Origin of the sequence: Burkholderia thailandensis E264 (assembly GCF_000012365.1) — a bacterium.
Taxonomy (GTDB): domain Bacteria; phylum Pseudomonadota; class Gammaproteobacteria; order Burkholderiales; family Burkholderiaceae; genus Burkholderia; species Burkholderia thailandensis.
The window spans coordinates 865,422-881,197 of the sequence record NC_007651.1 but is presented as its reverse complement, the minus strand read 5'-3'; the positions used below and the strand labels follow the sequence as shown (position 1 = coordinate 881,197).

Here is a 15,776-nt window from a genome sequence, read left to right as displayed (position 1 = left end):
GATCGCGATGCGATTCACGCGCCTCACGCCGCGCGAACTAACGCGCGTGCCGCGCGCGGTAATGCAGCCGGTAAGCGAGCGTCAGCAGCACGACGAACGCAACGCCGACCATCATCGTCATTCTGAACTCGCGCGTAAACGCGGTCGTCACGAGCACCGCGCCCACGAGCGCCGCGCCCGTCAGGCTGCCCGCCGGATGCAGCCACATCCGGAACGCGGGGGTGGGGCCGCGATAGCGCGCGCGGAAGCACAGATGCGTGACGAAGATCATCAGCCAGGTGAACAGCGCGCCGAACATCGCGATCGCCATCAACAGCGTGAACGCGGCCTCCGGATACAGCGCGACCAGCACGGCCGCGACCGCGACGCCGCTCGACGACACGACGAGCGCCGCCAGCGGCACGCCGTTCGCCCCGACGCGCCCGAACATCGCGGGCGCGAGCCGCGCGCGCGACAGGCTGAACATCATCCGCGTCGTCACGTACAACTGGCTGTTCATCGCGGACAGCGCGGCAACGAGCACGACGAAGTTGATGACGCCCGCCGCATACGGCACGTGCGTCGCGGCCATCACCTTGACGAACGGGCTCTCGTCGGTGCCGGCCTGCGTCCACGGCACGATCGCGAGCATCAGCGCGAGCGTGAGCAGATAAAACAGCACGAGGCGGAACACGGTCGATCGAAACGCGCGCGATACCGCACGCTGCGGATCGCGCGCTTCGCCCGCCGCGATCGCGACCGTTTCGATGCTCATATAGCTGAAGATGGCGACGATCACCGCGACCCACACGCCCGAGAAGCCTTTCGGGAGAAAGCCGCCGTGCGCCGAATAGTTCGCGAAGCCGATGCCGGACGACGCGGGCGCCGTCGCGACGAAGTACGCGCCAAGCGCGATGAACACGACGATCGCGGCGATCTTCAGCATCGAGAACACATACTCGACGACGCCGTAGAGCGTGACGCTCGTCATGTTCACCGCAATCAGCGCGGCCGAAAAGCCGACGACCCAATACCAGCCCGGCACGCCCGGATACCAGTACTTCATGAAGACGGCGATCGCGCTCACCTCGGTGCCGACCGCGAACACGACGGCCGACCAGTACGCGTAGCGCACGAGAAAACCCGCGAGCGGGCCGACGTAATGCTCGGCATACGCGCCGAACGAGCCGGACGTCGGATGCGCGACCGTCATCTCCGCCAGCGCGCCCATCAGCAGCAGCGCGATCAGCGCGCCGATCGCATACGACACCAGCACGCCCGGCCCCGCGAGCCCGATCGCGAAACCGCTGCCCAGAAAGAGCCCCGTCCCAATCGCGCCTCCAATCGCGATCATCGCCATCTGCCCCGACGAGAGCCCGCGCCGCAGCCCCTTTTCGCGCTCGACGATCGAGTCGAACGTTCTTTGTTCTTGTGTCACACCAGACTCCTGCTTCAATACCGTGTATCTGCCGCGAATAAAACGAAACGGCGCGGAAGACCTCCCGCGCCGTTCATGCGAAACATTTTGGACCTGCGGCTATTCGACTTCCACCGCCTCTTCATTCGGCTTGCTCGGCGGCGTCGCCGTCTTGTCGAACGACAGCAGCACCTTGTCGTTCTCGTCGACGTCGACCGTCACGTGGCCGCCGTTCACGAGCTTGCCGAACAGCAGCTCGTCGGCAAGCGCACGCCGGATCGTGTCCTGGATCAGCCGCTGCATCGGCCGCGCGCCCATCAGCGGATCGAAGCCGTGCTTCGCGAGATGCTTGCGCAACGCGTCGGTGAAGAGCGCGTCGACCTTCTTCTCGTGCAGTTGCTCCTCCAGCTGGATCAGGAACTTGTCGACCACCCGCATGATGATTTCCTCATCGAGCGCACGGAAGCTGATCGTCGCATCGAGCCGGTTGCGGAACTCGGGCGTGAACAGGCGCTTGATGTCCGCCATCTCGTCGCCGACTTCGCGCCGCGTCGTGAAACCGATCGTCGCCTTCTGCATCGATTCCGCGCCCGCGTTCGTCGTCATGATGATGATGACGTTGCGGAAATCCGCCTTGCGCCCGTTGTTGTCCGTCAGCGTGCCGTGATCCATCACCTGCAGCAGCACGTTGAAGATGTCCGGATGCGCCTTCTCGATTTCGTCGAGCAGCAGCACGCAGTGCGGCTTCTTCGTGACGGCCTCGGTCAGCAAGCCGCCCTGGTCGAACCCGACGTATCCGGGCGGCGCGCCGATCAGGCGGCTCACCGCGTGACGCTCCATGTATTCCGACATGTCGAAGCGGATCAGCTCGATGCCGAGCGTGAACGCGAGCTGGCGCGCCACTTCGGTCTTGCCGACACCCGTCGGGCCGGAGAACAGGAACGCGCCGATCGGCTTGTCCATCTTGCCGAGGCCCGCACGCGCCATCTTGATCGAGGCCGCGAGCGCGTCGATCGCCGGGTCCTGGCCGAACACGACGCTCTTCAGATCGCGATCGAGCGTCTGCAGCTTGCTGCGGTCGTCCTGCGACACGCTCTGCGGCGGAACGCGCGCGATCTTCGAGATGATTTCCTCGATCTCGCTCTTGCCGATCGTCTTCTTCTGCTTCGATTTCGGCAGCACGCGCTGCGCGGCGCCCGCCTCGTCGATCACGTCGATCGCCTTGTCGGGCAGATGACGGTCGGTGATGAAGCGCGCCGACAACTCGGCGGCCGCCGACAGCGCGCCCGACGAATACTTGACGCCGTGATGCTCCTCGAAGCGCGACTTCAGGCCGCGCAGGATCGCAACCGTCTGCTCGACGGTCGGCTCGGTCACGTCGACCTTCTGGAAGCGCCGCGACAGCGCCGCATCCTTTTCGAAGATCCCGCGATATTCGGTGAACGTCGTGGCGCCGATGCACTTGAGCGTGCCCGACGACAGCGCCGGCTTCAGCAGGTTCGACGCGTCGAGCGTGCCGCCCGATGCGGCGCCCGCGCCGATCAGCGTGTGGATCTCGTCGATGAAGAGAATCGCGTGCGGCCGCTCCTTCAGTTCCTTCAGCACCGTCTTCAGACGCTGCTCGAAATCGCCGCGGTACTTCGTGCCCGCCAGGAGCGCGCCCATGTCGAGCGAATACACCTGCGCGTTCGCGAGGATGTCCGGCACCTCGCCGCGCGTGATCCGGTACGCGAGGCCTTCGGCGATCGCCGTCTTGCCGACGCCCGCCTCGCCGACGAGGAGCGGATTGTTCTTGCGGCGGCGGCAGAGCACCTGCACGACGCGCTCGACCTCCGACTCGCGCCCGATCAGCGGATCGATGCGGCCGTCCTTCGCCATCTGGTTCAGGTTCTGCGTGAACTGCGCGAGCGGCGTTTCCTTCTGCGCGCTCGCGTCCTCGCCTTCCGCGTTCGCGTCGGCGGGCTTCGCGGCTTCGCCGCCGCTCGTCTTCGCGATGCCGTGCGAAATGAAGTTGACGACGTCGAGGCGCGTCACCCCCTGCTGCTGCAGGTAGTAGACCGCGTGCGAATCCTTCTCTCCGAAGATCGCGACGAGCACGTTCGCGCCCGTGACTTCCTTCTTGCCGTTCGACGTCGACTGCACGTGCATGATGGCGCGCTGGATCACGCGCTGGAAGCCGAGCGTCGGCTGCGTGTCGACATCGTCGGTGCCGGGAACGGTAGGCGTGTTGTCGTGGATGAAGTTGCGCAGGTTCTGACGCAGATCCTCGATGTTCGCCGCGCACGCGCGCAGCACCTCGGCTGCCGTCGGGTTATCCAGCAGGGCCAACAAAAGATGCTCGACCGTAATGAACTCATGCCGCGCCTGGCGCGCTTCCATGAACGCCATGTGCAGGCTGACTTCCAATTCCTGGGCAATCATGCTTCCTCCATCACGCACTGCAGCGGATGCCCGGCCTGCCGCGCATGGGTAACGACTTGCTCGACTTTGGTCGACGCGATGTCTCGCGTATAGACCCCACAAACCCCCCGCCCTTCGCGATGCACCTTCAGCATAATCTGTGTGGCCGTTTCGCGATCCTTCTTGAAATACTCCTGCACGATCATCACGACGAATTCCATTGGCGTGAAGTCGTCGTTCAGGAGCACCACCTTGTACATCGAAGGCGGCTTGAGCTTCTGTTCCTTGCGTTCCAGGACGGTGCTGTCCTGCTTGTCCGGGATAATCGCCATACACCCATTCTAAACAACTCGGACAGGCCCGCAATCCTGTCGTTAACCGACTGACCAGCCGGCGCCCTCCCCGGCTCCCCACGCGCGGCAGCGTCCCTCTCACATCGAACCGGAGCCGGCTGCGGGGCCGGCTCCGGTTCGATGTGCAAGCATGCGGCATGCCGCCCGCGCATTGTGCATGGATCGAGTATCCCACAACGCGTAGAACCTCGAACGCGCGTCACTCGAGCCTGGTATGTGCGACGATTATGCGACTTTTCAAGTCCCCTCGCTCGCTCCGATGCTGCGAAGCAAAGCGGGATAAACCCTGAAAATGGGTTCTTTACAACGTCCCCGTATACGTCTAAAAATTTTCTTGACACTCAATTAAAGAGCGCCAACAATCAAGCTGGCACTTTTTTCAATTTGTCTTTGACAATCTGAAAGAGGCCGAGGTGAGCTTGTGAGGGGGGAACGGCTGCGTATGCCGGTCGTTTAGCTTTTCGAGCGTGCTCGTTGTAAGTAGCGACTGTGTGACAGGGGAAGTAGGTATGGCAACTGGTATTGTCAAATGGTTCAATGACGCGAAGGGCTTCGGTTTCATCACGCCCGACGAAGGCGGCGAAGATCTGTTTGCACATTTCTCGGCGATCAACATGCAGGGCTTCAAGACCCTGAAGGAAGGCCAAAAGGTCAGCTTCGAGGTGGTGCAAGGCCCGAAGGGTAAGCAAGCGTCGAACATCCAAGCTGCTTGAGGGCCGTCTGGATCAGAAATAGAAAACCCGGCTTCCAGCCGGGTTTTTTTTCGCCCGAGTGCCGCGGCGAACAACCATGCGCTCCACCACGGAACTCGGCCGCCGCCCATTTCAAACGACTTTCAGCGTTCCCATCATCCCGAGATCCTCGTGCTCGAGGATGTGGCAGTGAAACATTCGCTCGCCGCGCTCGGTCTGCGTCGTGAGAATCCGCACGCGCTCGCCCTTCCGAACGTTCACCGTGTCCCGCCACGCGCGATAGGGCTCCGGCGTCGTCTTGCCGCCGATCTCGCGCTCGACGACCTGGAATTGCGTGCCGTGCAGATGGAACGGATGGTCCATGTCGGTTTCGTTGCGAATCGTCCACGATTCGACGTCGCCGCGCCGGCTCGTCAATGTCGCGCGATGCGGCTCGAACGTCGCGCCGTTCACCATGAATCGCATGCCGGCCGGTCGGCCCCGCGCGTCCGCGCGCATCATCGCGTTCCTGTCCATCTGCTCGCCGAATGCGACTTCCTTGTGCGCGACCGGCTCGCCGAGCGCGGGCACCGCGCGCAGCCGGTCAGGCAGCGCGCGCGGCGCGGCGGACTCGAATGCGACGTCGGCAAGCGGCATCGCGGGATCGGGCGGCAGGCTGCCGTGCGCGGCGTCCGACATCGCCATCTTGCCGCGGTCGTACTCGAGCGCCGTCAGCACCGCGCGCGACGCGCGGTCGCCCGCGCGTGCGACGATCTCGGCGCGCTCGCCCGGCGCGAGCAGCAGCGACGTCACGTCACGCGGCGCCTCGAACAAGCCGCCGTCGGTGCCGATGTGCGCAAATGCTCTTCCGTCGTCAAACGCGATGCGCAAATAGCGCGCGCTGCACGCGTTCCACACGCGCCAGCGTTCGTCGCCGGTGAGCGCGATGCGCGGCCGCCGCGCACCGTTGACGAGCACGAACTGACCTTGGCGGCCGTTCATCCAGTCCATCATGTCGTTCGGCGCAATCGTGCCGTCGCGTGCAAGCTTCAGATCGGACACGAACAGATGCCGCTCGGGCCAGCCGGCGAGCGGATCGTCGGCCGCGCGCACGACGAACGGCCCCGCGAGTCCGCGAAACACCTGCTCGGCCGTCGCCATGTGCGGATGCGGGTGATACCAGTACGTGCCCGCGCTTCCTTTCGGCAGCGTGAAGCGATAGACGCGCGTCGCGCCCGGCGCGACGAGATCGGACGGATTGCCGTCCTGGTCGGGCGGCACGGGCAGCCCATGCCAGTGGATCGTCGACGGTTGCGGCAGCCGGTTGACGAAGCGAATCTCGACCGTATCGCCTTCGCGCACGTCGATGAGCGGGCCGACTGCGGGCCCTTGCGCGCCCGCGCCGAACTGCCAGAACACCGTCGGCGCGGCGCCCGGCAGAAGCGCGCGCCGGACGGGCTGCGCGACGAGCGTCGCACGGAACATGCCCGGCTCGCGGCTTTCGTTCGCGAGCACGCGCAGCGCGGCGAGCGGCGCGCCCGCGGGCAACGCGTCGGCGGCCGCGAGCGCGGGCGCCGTCGGCTTCGCGTGCCGTGCGCGCGCAGGCGCGGGCGACATGTCGGGCATGTCGTCCATCCCGTCCATCCCTTGCATGCCGTCCATCGCATGGCCCGCGGCGAGCGCGCCGCGCGCGAAGAGCGACGCGGCGGCGGCCGCCAGCGCGCTCGAAAGAAAATGTCTGCGCAACATCGATCGATTCCTGTGTCGCCGAAACGGAGGTTTCGACGATACACCAGCCGGCACACGCTGCGCACTACTTGCAAACGATGCGCGCGCCGCACCAAAACGAAACACCCCGGCGGGCACGCGGCCCGCCGGGGTGTCGCTCGACATCGGCTACGCCGACGCGCTTACTGCATGTTTTCGATCAGCACCTGACCGAAGCCCGAGCACGACACTTGCGTCGCGCCTTCCATCAGGCGCGCGAAGTCGTACGTGACGCGCTTCTGCTTGATCGACTTTTCCATCGCGGCGATGATGACGTCGGCCGCTTCGGTCCAGCCGAGGTGGCGCAGCATCATTTCGGCGGACAGGATTTCCGAACCCGGGTTCACGTAGTCCTTGCCTGCGTACTTCGGCGCCGTGCCGTGCGTCGCTTCGAACATCGCGACCGAATCCGACAGGTTCGCGCCCGGCGCGATGCCGATGCCGCCGACTTGCGCGGCAAGCGCGTCCGAGATGTAGTCGCCGTTCAGGTTCAGCGTCGCGATCACGTCGTACTCGGCCGGGCGCAGCAGGATCTGCTGCAGGAACGCATCGGCGATCGAATCCTTGATCACGATCTCGTTGCCCGTCTTCGGGTTCTTGAACTTCATCCACGGGCCGCCGTCGATCAGCACCGCGCCGAACTCCTTCTGGGCGAGCGCATAGCCGGCGTCACGGAACGTGCCTTCCGTGAACTTCATGATGTTGCCCTTGTGGACGAGCGTGACCGACTTGCGGTCGTTGTCGATCGCGTACTGGATCGCCTTGCGCACGAGGCGCTCGGTGCCTTCCTTCGACACGGGCTTGATGCCGATGCCCGACGTTTCCGGGAAGCGGATCTTCTTCACGCCCATCTCTTCCTGCAGGAACTTGATGACCTTCTTCGCCTGCTCGGATTCGGCCGCCCATTCGATGCCGGCGTAGATGTCTTCCGAGTTCTCGCGGAAGATCACCATGTTGGTCTTCTCCGGCTCGCGCACGGGCGAGGGAACGCCCTTGAAGTACTGAATCGGGCGCAGGCAGACGTACAGGTCGAGCTCCTGGCGCAGCGCGACGTTCAGCGAACGGATGCCGCCGCCGACCGGGGTCGTGAGCGGCCCCTTGATCGACACGACGTACTCCTTCAGCACCTGCAGCGTCTCTTCCGGCAGCCACACGTCCGGACCGTAGACCTTCGTCGCCTTCTCGCCGGCGTAGATCTCCATCCAGTGGATCTTCTTCTTGCCGCCGTACGCCTTCTCGACCGCCGCGTCGACGACCTTGATCATCACCGGCGTGATATCGAAGCCCGTGCCGTCGCCCTCGATGTAGGGAATGATCGGCTGATCGGAAACGTTGAGCGAGAAATCCTTGTTGACGGTGATCTTGTCACCGCCTTCCGGAACCTTGATGTGCTGATACGGCATGATCGACTCCAGTGATATGGCTGGGCTGGTGGGTATCTGGTTGTGCGCGGTCGGGCAAGCGCGGCGCCGGCCCTGCGTCCGCGACGGCGAGCCGCTATTCTAGCGCTCTCGCGGCGCGAGGCGGCGCGAATCAGGCACGCGGGACCCGCGCAAGTCTTATATAAGACAAAAGACTTGCCGTTCCGTATTATGCATTAAGATTCCGCCATTTGCCATAGAACGCGGCCCGCGTCGCGCCGCCCGTTTCCTCGCGAGCCTTGCCCCATGCGCCTCATCGCCCTCAACAAACCGTTCGGCACGATCTGCCAGTTCTCCCCGCACGAAGCCCGCGCGTCGCTCGGCGACTGGGTGAAGACGCCCGGCGTCTATCCGGCGGGCCGTCTCGATGCCGACAGCGAGGGGCTGCTTCTGCTCACCGACGACGGCGCGCTGCAGGCGAAGATCGCCGAGCCGCGCCACAAGCTCGTCAAGCGCTACTGGGCACAGGTCGAGGGCGCGCCCGACGCGGCCGCGCTCGCCGCGCTCGAGCGCGGCGTCGATCTCGGCGACTACGTGAGCCGCCCGTGCCGCGCGCGCTTCGTCACGCCGCCCGACACGCTCTGGCCGCGCACCCCGCCGATCCGCTATCGCGCGGCGATCCCGACCACCTGGATCGAGCTGGAGATCGCCGAAGGCAAGAACCGTCAGGTGCGGCGAATGACCGCGGCCATCGGCTTTCCGACGCTGCGCCTCATTCGCGTCGGCATCGGCGCGCTCGACGTGTTCGCGCTCGGCCTCGCGCCCGGCGAGACCCGCGAGCTGCCGCCGCGCGCGCCATGGGAGCGCGCAGTGCGGCACGGATGACAATTCGGCGGAACGTTTCGCCGTGCGTCAACCGACCGCGAACCCGACGCGTTAAACCACGCAGATGCCACTCCCAGCTATCCGGCATTGGCGACCGAGCCGCGGTCCCGTCGCTTGAGCGACACCCCGCGAACCGGCCGCCCGCAGCGCGAAGAGATTTTTCTCGATGCGTCTGTCAACCGAAAGGTGGATGGCACGTTAGACGACATGACTCCTATGCCGGGTCATTTGGTTAATTAACTAAAGCTGAGGAACACAACATGAACAAACTGATCGCCGCTCTGGTCGCTGGTCTCTTCGCAACGGCTGCTTTCGCGCAAGCTTCGGCTCCGGCCGCCGCTTCGGCTCCGGCTGAGAAGGCTGAAGCTGCTTCGGCACCGGCTAAGAAGGCCCACAAGAAGCACGCTCACAAGAAGGCGCACAAGAAGGCAGCGAAGGCCGAAGCCGCCAGCGCCGCTGAACCGGCATCGAACTAAGCAGAAAGCATTCTGTAAGACGCAGTCAAGAACAAGCTGTTGCCGTTCTTACGGCGTTGCAAGGCAGATCACCGCGAGGCGATCTGCCTTTTTGTTTTTGTTTCCGCTCGCCCGCGTGACGCCGCGTCCCATCTGCGCGCAACGCCGCGCTTCGCGTACCATGCGGGTCTCGAATTCCCGATAGGAGCCCTAGCCGTGCGATTTTCCCCGCGCTCTTCGCTCGCCCGACTCGTGCGAGCCACCGTCTTTCCGGTCGCGGTCGCGCTCGCGCTCGCCGCGGGCGGCATGCACGCCGCGTCCGCGCAAACCGCGCAGTTGCCGCCCGGCGCGAAGCAGCCGGACGAATTCCCGCGCGTGAAGCTGCGCGCCGGCATGTACGTGATCGACGCGGCCGTCGCGGCGAACGACGCCGATCGCGAGCAGGGCCTCATGTACCGCTCGCAGCTCGCGCCGAACGAAGGCATGCTGTTCGTGTTCAACGAGAACGCCGTGCATTGCTTCTGGATGAAGAACACGCTGATTCCGCTGTCGATCGCGTTCATCCGCGCGGACGGCACGATCACCGACGTCGACGAGATGAAGGCCGAGACGACCGACAATCACTGCCCGCGCAACAACGGCGTCTACGCGCTCGAGATGAACAAGGGCTGGTTCACCGCGAAGGGCATCAAGCCCGGCATGAAGATCGACGGGCTGCCGAAGCCGCAATGACGCCCGGCGCGCTTGGTCGATGCGCGCCGCCCGCCCCGCCCGACAAGCCGGCCGCGCGCCGGCTTTTTTACGCGCCGTTTTCGTGCACGGCCGGCGCGGCCCAACGGACGGAACACGCCCGCCACGCCGCGGGACTTGATCGCCGACGCATCGCCCGCATCTGCAAAAGCCACGAGCAAGCGCTATGCTTTAAGTCTCGCAAGAGCGACGGCGCCGGCCGCACCGGCCGAGCCGTTTTCGTCCAGAGCCACCAGGAGGTTCACGTGCCCCGCAAAACCCCCATCGAGCGCTATCGCAATATCGGGATCAGCGCTCACATCGACGCCGGCAAGACCACGACGACCGAGCGCATCCTGTTCTATACCGGCGTGAGCCACAAGATCGGCGAGGTTCACGACGGCGCGGCCACGATGGACTGGATGGAGCAGGAACAGGAGCGCGGCATCACGATCACCTCCGCGGCGACGACGGCGTTCTGGAAAGGCATGGCCGGCAATTATCCAGAGCATCGGATCAACATCATCGATACCCCGGGTCACGTCGATTTCACGATCGAAGTCGAACGCTCGATGCGCGTGCTCGACGGCGCGTGCATGGTCTACGACTCGGTGGGCGGCGTGCAGCCGCAGTCCGAAACCGTGTGGCGCCAGGCGAACAAGTACAAGGTGCCGCGCATCGCGTTCGTCAACAAGATGGACCGGGTCGGCGCCGATTTCTTCCGCGTGCAGCGGCAGATCGGCGAGCGCCTGAAGGGCGTCGCGGTGCCGATCCAGATTCCGATCGGCGCGGAAGAGCACTTCCAGGGCGTCGTCGATCTCGTGAAGATGAAGGCGATCGTCTGGGACGACGAAAGCCAGGGCGTGAAGTTCACGTACGAGGACATCCCGGCGAACCTCGTCGAGATTGCGCACGAGTGGCGCGAGAAGATGGTGGAGGCCGCCGCCGAGGCCAGCGAGGAACTGCTCGAGAAGTATCTGACCGATCACCACTCGCTCACCGAGGACGAGATCAAGGCCGCGCTGCGCCGGCGCACGATCGCCAACGAGATCGTGCCGATGCTCTGCGGCAGCGCGTTCAAGAACAAGGGCGTGCAGGCGATGCTCGACGCGGTGATCGACTATCTGCCGTCGCCCGCCGACGTGCCCGCGATCCTTGGCCACGATCTCCACGACAACGAAGCGGAACGTCATCCGAGCGACGACGAGCCGTTCTCCGCGCTCGCGTTCAAGATCATGACCGACCCGTTCGTCGGCCAGTTGATCTTCTTCCGCGTGTACTCGGGCGTCGTCGAATCGGGCGACACGCTGCTCAACGCGACGAAGGACAAGAAGGAGCGGCTCGGCCGGATCCTGCAGATGCACGCGAACGAGCGCAAGGAAATCAAGGAAGTGCGCGCGGGCGACATCGCGGCCGCGGTCGGCCTGAAGGAGGCGACGACGGGCGACACGCTATGCGACCCGGGCAAGCCGATCATCCTGGAGAAGATGGAATTCCCCGAGCCCGTGATCTCGCAGGCGGTCGAGCCGAAGACGAAGGCCGACCAGGAAAAGATGGGCCTCGCGCTGAACCGTCTCGCGCAGGAGGACCCGTCGTTCCGCGTGCAGACCGACGAGGAATCCGGCCAGACGATCATCTCCGGGATGGGCGAGCTGCACCTCGAGATCATCGTCGACCGGATGCGGCGCGAGTTCGGCGTCGAGGCGACGGTCGGCAAGCCGCAGGTCGCGTATCGCGAAACGGTGCGCACGGTGGCCGAGGACGTCGAGGGCAAGTTCGTCAAGCAGTCGGGCGGCCGCGGCCAGTACGGCCATGCGGTGATCAAGCTCGAGCCGAACCCCGGCAAGGGCTACGAGTTCCTCGACGAGATCAAGGGCGGCGTGATTCCGCGCGAATTCATCCCGGCGGTCAACAAGGGCATCGAGGAAACGCTGAAGAGCGGCGTGCTCGCGGGCTACCCGGTCGTCGACGTGAAGGTGCACCTCACGTTCGGCTCGTATCACGACGTCGACTCGAACGAAAACGCGTTCCGCATGGCCGGCTCGATGGCGTTCAAGGAAGCGATGCGCCGCGCGAAGCCGGTGCTGCTCGAGCCGATGATGGCGGTCGAGGTCGAGACGCCCGAGGAGTTCATGGGCAACGTGATGGGCGACCTGTCGAGCCGGCGCGGCATCGTACAGGGGATGGAGGACATCGCGGGCGGCGGCGGCAAGCTCGTGCGCGCCGAAGTGCCGCTCGCCGAGATGTTCGGCTATTCGACGTCGCTGCGCTCGGCGACGCAAGGCCGCGCGACCTACACGATGGAGTTCAAGCACTACGCGGAAACGCCGTCGAACGTATCGGAAGCGGTCATCAACGCGAAGCAGGTCGGGCGCGGCTAACGCGCGATGCTCGCCGAGTTCCGTTACTGAGCGAGCGTCCCGCGACGACGCCCGGCGCTGCCGCGCCGCGCGATCGATGAAAGAAAGCCCGTCCGGAAACGGACGGGCTTTTTTGCTGCGCGCGCGTCGCCCCGACATCGGCGAGGCCGCGATCGGGCGTTCACCGCCGCCGCCTCGTGACGATCGGCAACGCCGTCATGCTTGGCCCGCGCGAACCGCGTGCGCCGCGCAAGCGTTTCGGCGCGTTTCGCGGCATCGGCCGCGCGCGCCGTGGCGTCCGCGACGCACCGCCCGCACGCTGCGCGAGCAAGCCGCTGCCCGAGCCGGCCGCCTTGCCGCGGCGCGCACGGCGCTACAGCATTTCGAGCGGCCGCTTGCCACGCGGCGGCTTGAACCGCACATCGAGCCGCGCGAGCTCGTCCTCGCCCAGCACGAAATCGAGCGCCGCGCGGTTGTCGCGCACGTGTTCGACGCTGCCCGCCTTCGGAATCGCCAGCACGTTCGGCTGCCCGAGCACCCATGCGAGCGCGACGCGCGCCGGCGACACGCCGCGCTCGCGCGCGATCTCGTCGATCGCCGTGCGCCTGGGCAACCGCATGTGATCGATCGGGCTGTACGCCATCGCCGGCATCCCGCGCCGCGCGAGCCACGGCAGCAGATCGAACTCCGGGCCGCGGCGTGCGAGGTTGTAGAGGATCTGGTTCGTCGCGCACACCGCGCCGCCCGCTTCGGCGACGAGTGCCTCCATGTCGTCGACGTCGAAGTTGCTGACGCCCCAGTAGCGGATCTTGCCGGCGTCGCGCAGCGCTTCGAAGCCCGCGATCGTCTCCGCGAGCGGAACCGGGCCGCGCCAGTGCAACAGATACAGATCGACGCGATCGGTGCGCAAGCGTTTCAGCGTCGCCTCGCACGCGGCGACAACGCCCGCGCGGCTCGCATGATGCGGCAGCACCTTGCTCACGGTGAACAGCCGGTCGCGCACGCCGGCGAGCGCGTCGCCGACGAGCGTCTCGGTCGCGCCGTCGCCGTACATCTCGGCCGTATCGATGAGCGTCATGCCGAGGTCGACGCCCTCGCGCAGCGCGGCGATCTCGGCCGCGCGCTTCGCGGGCCGCTCGCCCATTTCCCAGGTGCCCTGCCCGAGCTTCGGTATGCGTTCGCCGCCGGGCAGCGCGACGGTTTCGAGCCTGCTGGTCATATCGTTCCTCGTCACGTATTCGAGCGCGGCGCGCGACGCGCACGGCCCGCGGGTGATTCGTCAGTGTAGCGATTCGACGCGCGCCGGGCGGCATCGCGCGCAAAACCCGGCTATAACCGCGGCACGCGATGTCTTAGAATGGCCGCATCGTTTTTTATGCCCACTCCATGAAGCCATCGACGGAAGACCGCTGGTCCGACCTGCGCCCCGACCCCGACAACGACACGCCGCTCTATCTGCAACTCGCCCGCAAGCTGGGCGACGCAATCCACGACAACCGCTGGGCCGCAGGCGAAGCGCTGCCTTCGGAACGACTGCTCGCGGAATCGCTCGGCGTGTCGCGAATCACCGCGCGCAAGGCGATCGCGCTGCTCGTCGAGCAAGGGCTCATCCGGCGCACGCAAGGCGCGGGCAACTTCATTCAGCCGCGCTACGAGGACCCGCTGTCGCGGCTGTCGAGCTTCAGCGAGATGCTCAAGCGCCGCGGCTTCACGCCGAGCTCCACGTGGCTGTCGCGCGACATCCAGCCCGCGAATCGCGACGAGGTGATCCAGCTCGGGCTGTCGCCCGCTGCATCCGTCACGCGCCTGAAGCGTCTGCGGCTCGCGGACGGCATCGTGATGGCCGTCGAAAACTCCACGTTCCCCGCCACGATCGTTCCCGATCCGCAGGCGATCGGCGATTCGCTGTACAGCTATCTCGAGCAGCGCGGCACGCCGATCGTGCGCGCGCTGCAGCACTTTCGCGCGGTCAACGCAACCGACGAGATCGCGCGGCAGATGGGCATCGCGCCGCACGAAGCGCTCCTCTTGATCACGCGAATCGGCTTCACGCACGATCAGCGCGCGATCGAACTCACCGACACGTACTGTCGGAACGATTACTACGATTTCGTCGTCGAGCTGCGCAAGTAAGCGGCATGCGCCGCGCGCGTCACGGCAGCCGGCGCGGCGCATCGTGGTTGCTCGGCACCGGCCCGCTTGGACGGCGCGGCGGCGTCGCCGGCAGTATCGGCGCATGCCGCACCGACACGCGAACCCGCCGCGCGCGGCCCGTCCGCATACGATCGCATTCGGCTGCGGGGAGCGCCGCCGCCGCGTTCGACGCCCCGGCGAGCGCACCGATTCGATCGGCCGACGGCAGGCACGGATCGCCGCCGTCGAGCTCGGCGCGTTCGGGCGCGGCCGGGTCGCCGCCCGCGAGAAGCCACAGACGCGTCGATGCGTGCAGGGGCGTCATCGCATCGGCATCGGCCTCGGCCCGGGCGAACATCGAAACGCGTCTAGAATGGCGCGCAGACGCATTCCATCCCGATTGCGAGCCGGCGCGCTCGACGAACGGCCGCCGCGCGAACGCGGCACGCGCATCGCCCCGCTCGTCCGTCCGCCCTTCGACCGAGGAACCGCCGCCATGTCCCGCTTGAGCGCGAACGAAGCCGCGCAACTGCTCGGCGTCAGCGTGCCGACCCTCTACGCGTACGTGAGCCGCGGCCTGCTGCGCTCGCGCGCCGACGGCGCGAGCAAGCGCCGCTATTACGACGACGCCGAGGTTCGCCGGCTCGCACGCCGCCGTGCGGATGCGAAGCGCGCGGGGAACGTCGCCGAGCGCACGCTCGACTGGGGCGTGCCTGTCCTCGAATCGCGCATCACGCCGATCGCGAACGGCACGCTGCGGTATCGCGGCCGCGACGCGATCGCGCTCGCGACGGCGGCGACGCTCGAAGAAGCCGCCGCGCTGCTGTGGGAATGCCCGCCCGCGCGCGTGCAGGCCGCGCCCGACGTCTTTTCGTCGTTCGACGCGGCCCGCTGGCTCGGCTGGCTCGATCCGTGGCGCGATCGGCCGCCGCTTGAGCGCGCGCTCGCGCTGCTGCCCGTCGCCGCGCTCGCGCTGTTCGCCGCCGGGCGCGTCGCCCGCTGGATCGCGCATGCGCTCGAGCAGCGCGCCGACGGCAAGCTGATCCGGCCGCGCGCGCGTTACGTCGGCGTCGACCACGCGGCCTGAGCGCGCCGCGACCGTCGCGCCGCGCGAGGCGGGCCGGACAGCGGCCGGCTCCGGATAGTCGAGCACGTCGGTGCGGATCGCGCGCACGGCCCGCGCAGCGGAGGAAGATCCTTCGATGTCCCGATGATCACCGCGAAGCGCGCGTCGCGCTCCATGCACGCTCGCACGCGTCGTCTCCC

Annotated in this window: 13 protein-coding genes and 1 pseudogene; 7 read left to right on the top strand and 7 right to left on the bottom strand. The window is 66.4% G+C overall.

The annotated features are described in order from the left end of the window. Positions 1-37: 37 nt before the first annotated feature. The 3 genes from BTH_RS16105 to clpS form a co-directional block, all read right to left on the bottom strand. Positions 38-1,417, bottom strand: coding sequence for an amino acid permease (locus BTH_RS16105; RefSeq protein WP_009892609.1), 1,380 nt, complete (start codon positions 1,415-1,417; stop codon positions 38-40). 99 nt (positions 1,418-1,516) lie between these two features. Beyond that, positions 1,517-3,817 (bottom strand): ATP-dependent Clp protease ATP-binding subunit ClpA, encoded by a 2,301-nt coding sequence (gene clpA / locus BTH_RS16100; RefSeq protein ID WP_009892610.1) that lies wholly within the window; start codon positions 3,815-3,817, stop codon positions 1,517-1,519. Further along, the gene (gene clpS, locus BTH_RS16095; protein WP_009892611.1) at positions 3,814-4,128 is read right to left on the bottom strand and encodes an ATP-dependent Clp protease adapter ClpS; all 315 of its coding nucleotides are present in this window, start codon (positions 4,126-4,128) and stop codon (positions 3,814-3,816) included. The genes clpA and clpS overlap by 4 nt, the downstream gene beginning before the upstream one ends. A gap of 530 nt (positions 4,129-4,658) precedes the next feature. On the opposite strand from clpS, the gene BTH_RS16090 reads away from it, so the two are divergent. Next, on the top strand, positions 4,659-4,862 hold the full coding sequence (locus tag BTH_RS16090; RefSeq protein ID WP_004196460.1) for a cold-shock protein: 204 nt from the start codon (positions 4,659-4,661) through the stop codon (positions 4,860-4,862). 111 nt (positions 4,863-4,973) lie between these two features. On the opposite strand, the gene BTH_RS16085 is transcribed toward BTH_RS16090, so the two are convergent. Then, a complete protein-coding gene (locus BTH_RS16085; RefSeq protein ID WP_009892613.1) occupies positions 4,974-6,569 on the bottom strand; it encodes a multicopper oxidase family protein in 1,596 nt (531 codons plus the stop codon). A 161-nt stretch (positions 6,570-6,730) separates the two neighbouring features. After that, a complete protein-coding gene (gene icd / locus BTH_RS16080) occupies positions 6,731-7,990 on the bottom strand; it encodes an NADP-dependent isocitrate dehydrogenase (RefSeq protein WP_009892614.1) in 1,260 nt (419 codons plus the stop codon). A gap of 264 nt (positions 7,991-8,254) precedes the next feature. On the opposite strand from icd, the gene BTH_RS16075 reads away from it, so the two are divergent. The 4 genes from BTH_RS16075 (at position 8,255) to fusA (ending at position 12,398) form a co-directional block, all read left to right on the top strand. Continuing rightward, a complete protein-coding gene (locus tag BTH_RS16075; protein ID WP_009892615.1) occupies positions 8,255-8,833 on the top strand; it encodes a pseudouridine synthase in 579 nt (192 codons plus the stop codon). A 260-nt stretch (positions 8,834-9,093) separates the two neighbouring features. After that, positions 9,094-9,309 carry a hypothetical protein gene (locus BTH_RS31180; RefSeq protein WP_080511442.1) on the top strand — a complete coding sequence of 72 codons (216 nt, stop codon included), beginning with the start codon at positions 9,094-9,096 and terminating at the stop codon, positions 9,307-9,309. Between the two features lie 195 nt (positions 9,310-9,504). Further along, a complete protein-coding gene (locus BTH_RS16070; protein ID WP_011401863.1) occupies positions 9,505-10,020 on the top strand; it encodes a DUF192 domain-containing protein in 516 nt (171 codons plus the stop codon). A gap of 263 nt (positions 10,021-10,283) precedes the next feature. Continuing rightward, entirely contained in the window at positions 10,284-12,398 is a 2,115-nt protein-coding gene (gene fusA, locus BTH_RS16065; protein ID WP_009892620.1) for an elongation factor G, read from the top strand. A 352-nt stretch (positions 12,399-12,750) separates the two neighbouring features. Here fusA and BTH_RS16060 read toward each other — a convergent pair whose 3' ends face one another. Then, complete coding sequence (locus tag BTH_RS16060; RefSeq protein WP_009892622.1) at positions 12,751-13,596, bottom strand: aldo/keto reductase; 846 nt, start codon at positions 13,594-13,596, stop codon at positions 12,751-12,753. A gap of 167 nt (positions 13,597-13,763) precedes the next feature. Between BTH_RS16060 and BTH_RS16055 the strand changes: the two genes are divergently transcribed. Next, positions 13,764-14,510 (top strand): GntR family transcriptional regulator, encoded by a 747-nt coding sequence (locus BTH_RS16055; protein WP_009892624.1) that lies wholly within the window; start codon positions 13,764-13,766, stop codon positions 14,508-14,510. A gap of 19 nt (positions 14,511-14,529) precedes the next feature. Here BTH_RS16055 and BTH_RS16050 read toward each other — a convergent pair whose 3' ends face one another. Next, positions 14,530-15,039 (bottom strand): hypothetical protein, encoded by a 510-nt coding sequence (locus tag BTH_RS16050; protein WP_223297016.1) that lies wholly within the window; start codon positions 15,037-15,039, stop codon positions 14,530-14,532. Between BTH_RS16050 and BTH_RS16045 the strand changes: the two are divergent. Beyond that, positions 15,007-15,477: pseudogene (locus BTH_RS16045) on the top strand (helix-turn-helix domain-containing protein); the annotation flags it as partial. The gene BTH_RS16050 and the pseudogene BTH_RS16045 sit on opposite strands and share 33 nt — an antisense overlap. Positions 15,478-15,776 lie beyond the last annotated feature (299 nt).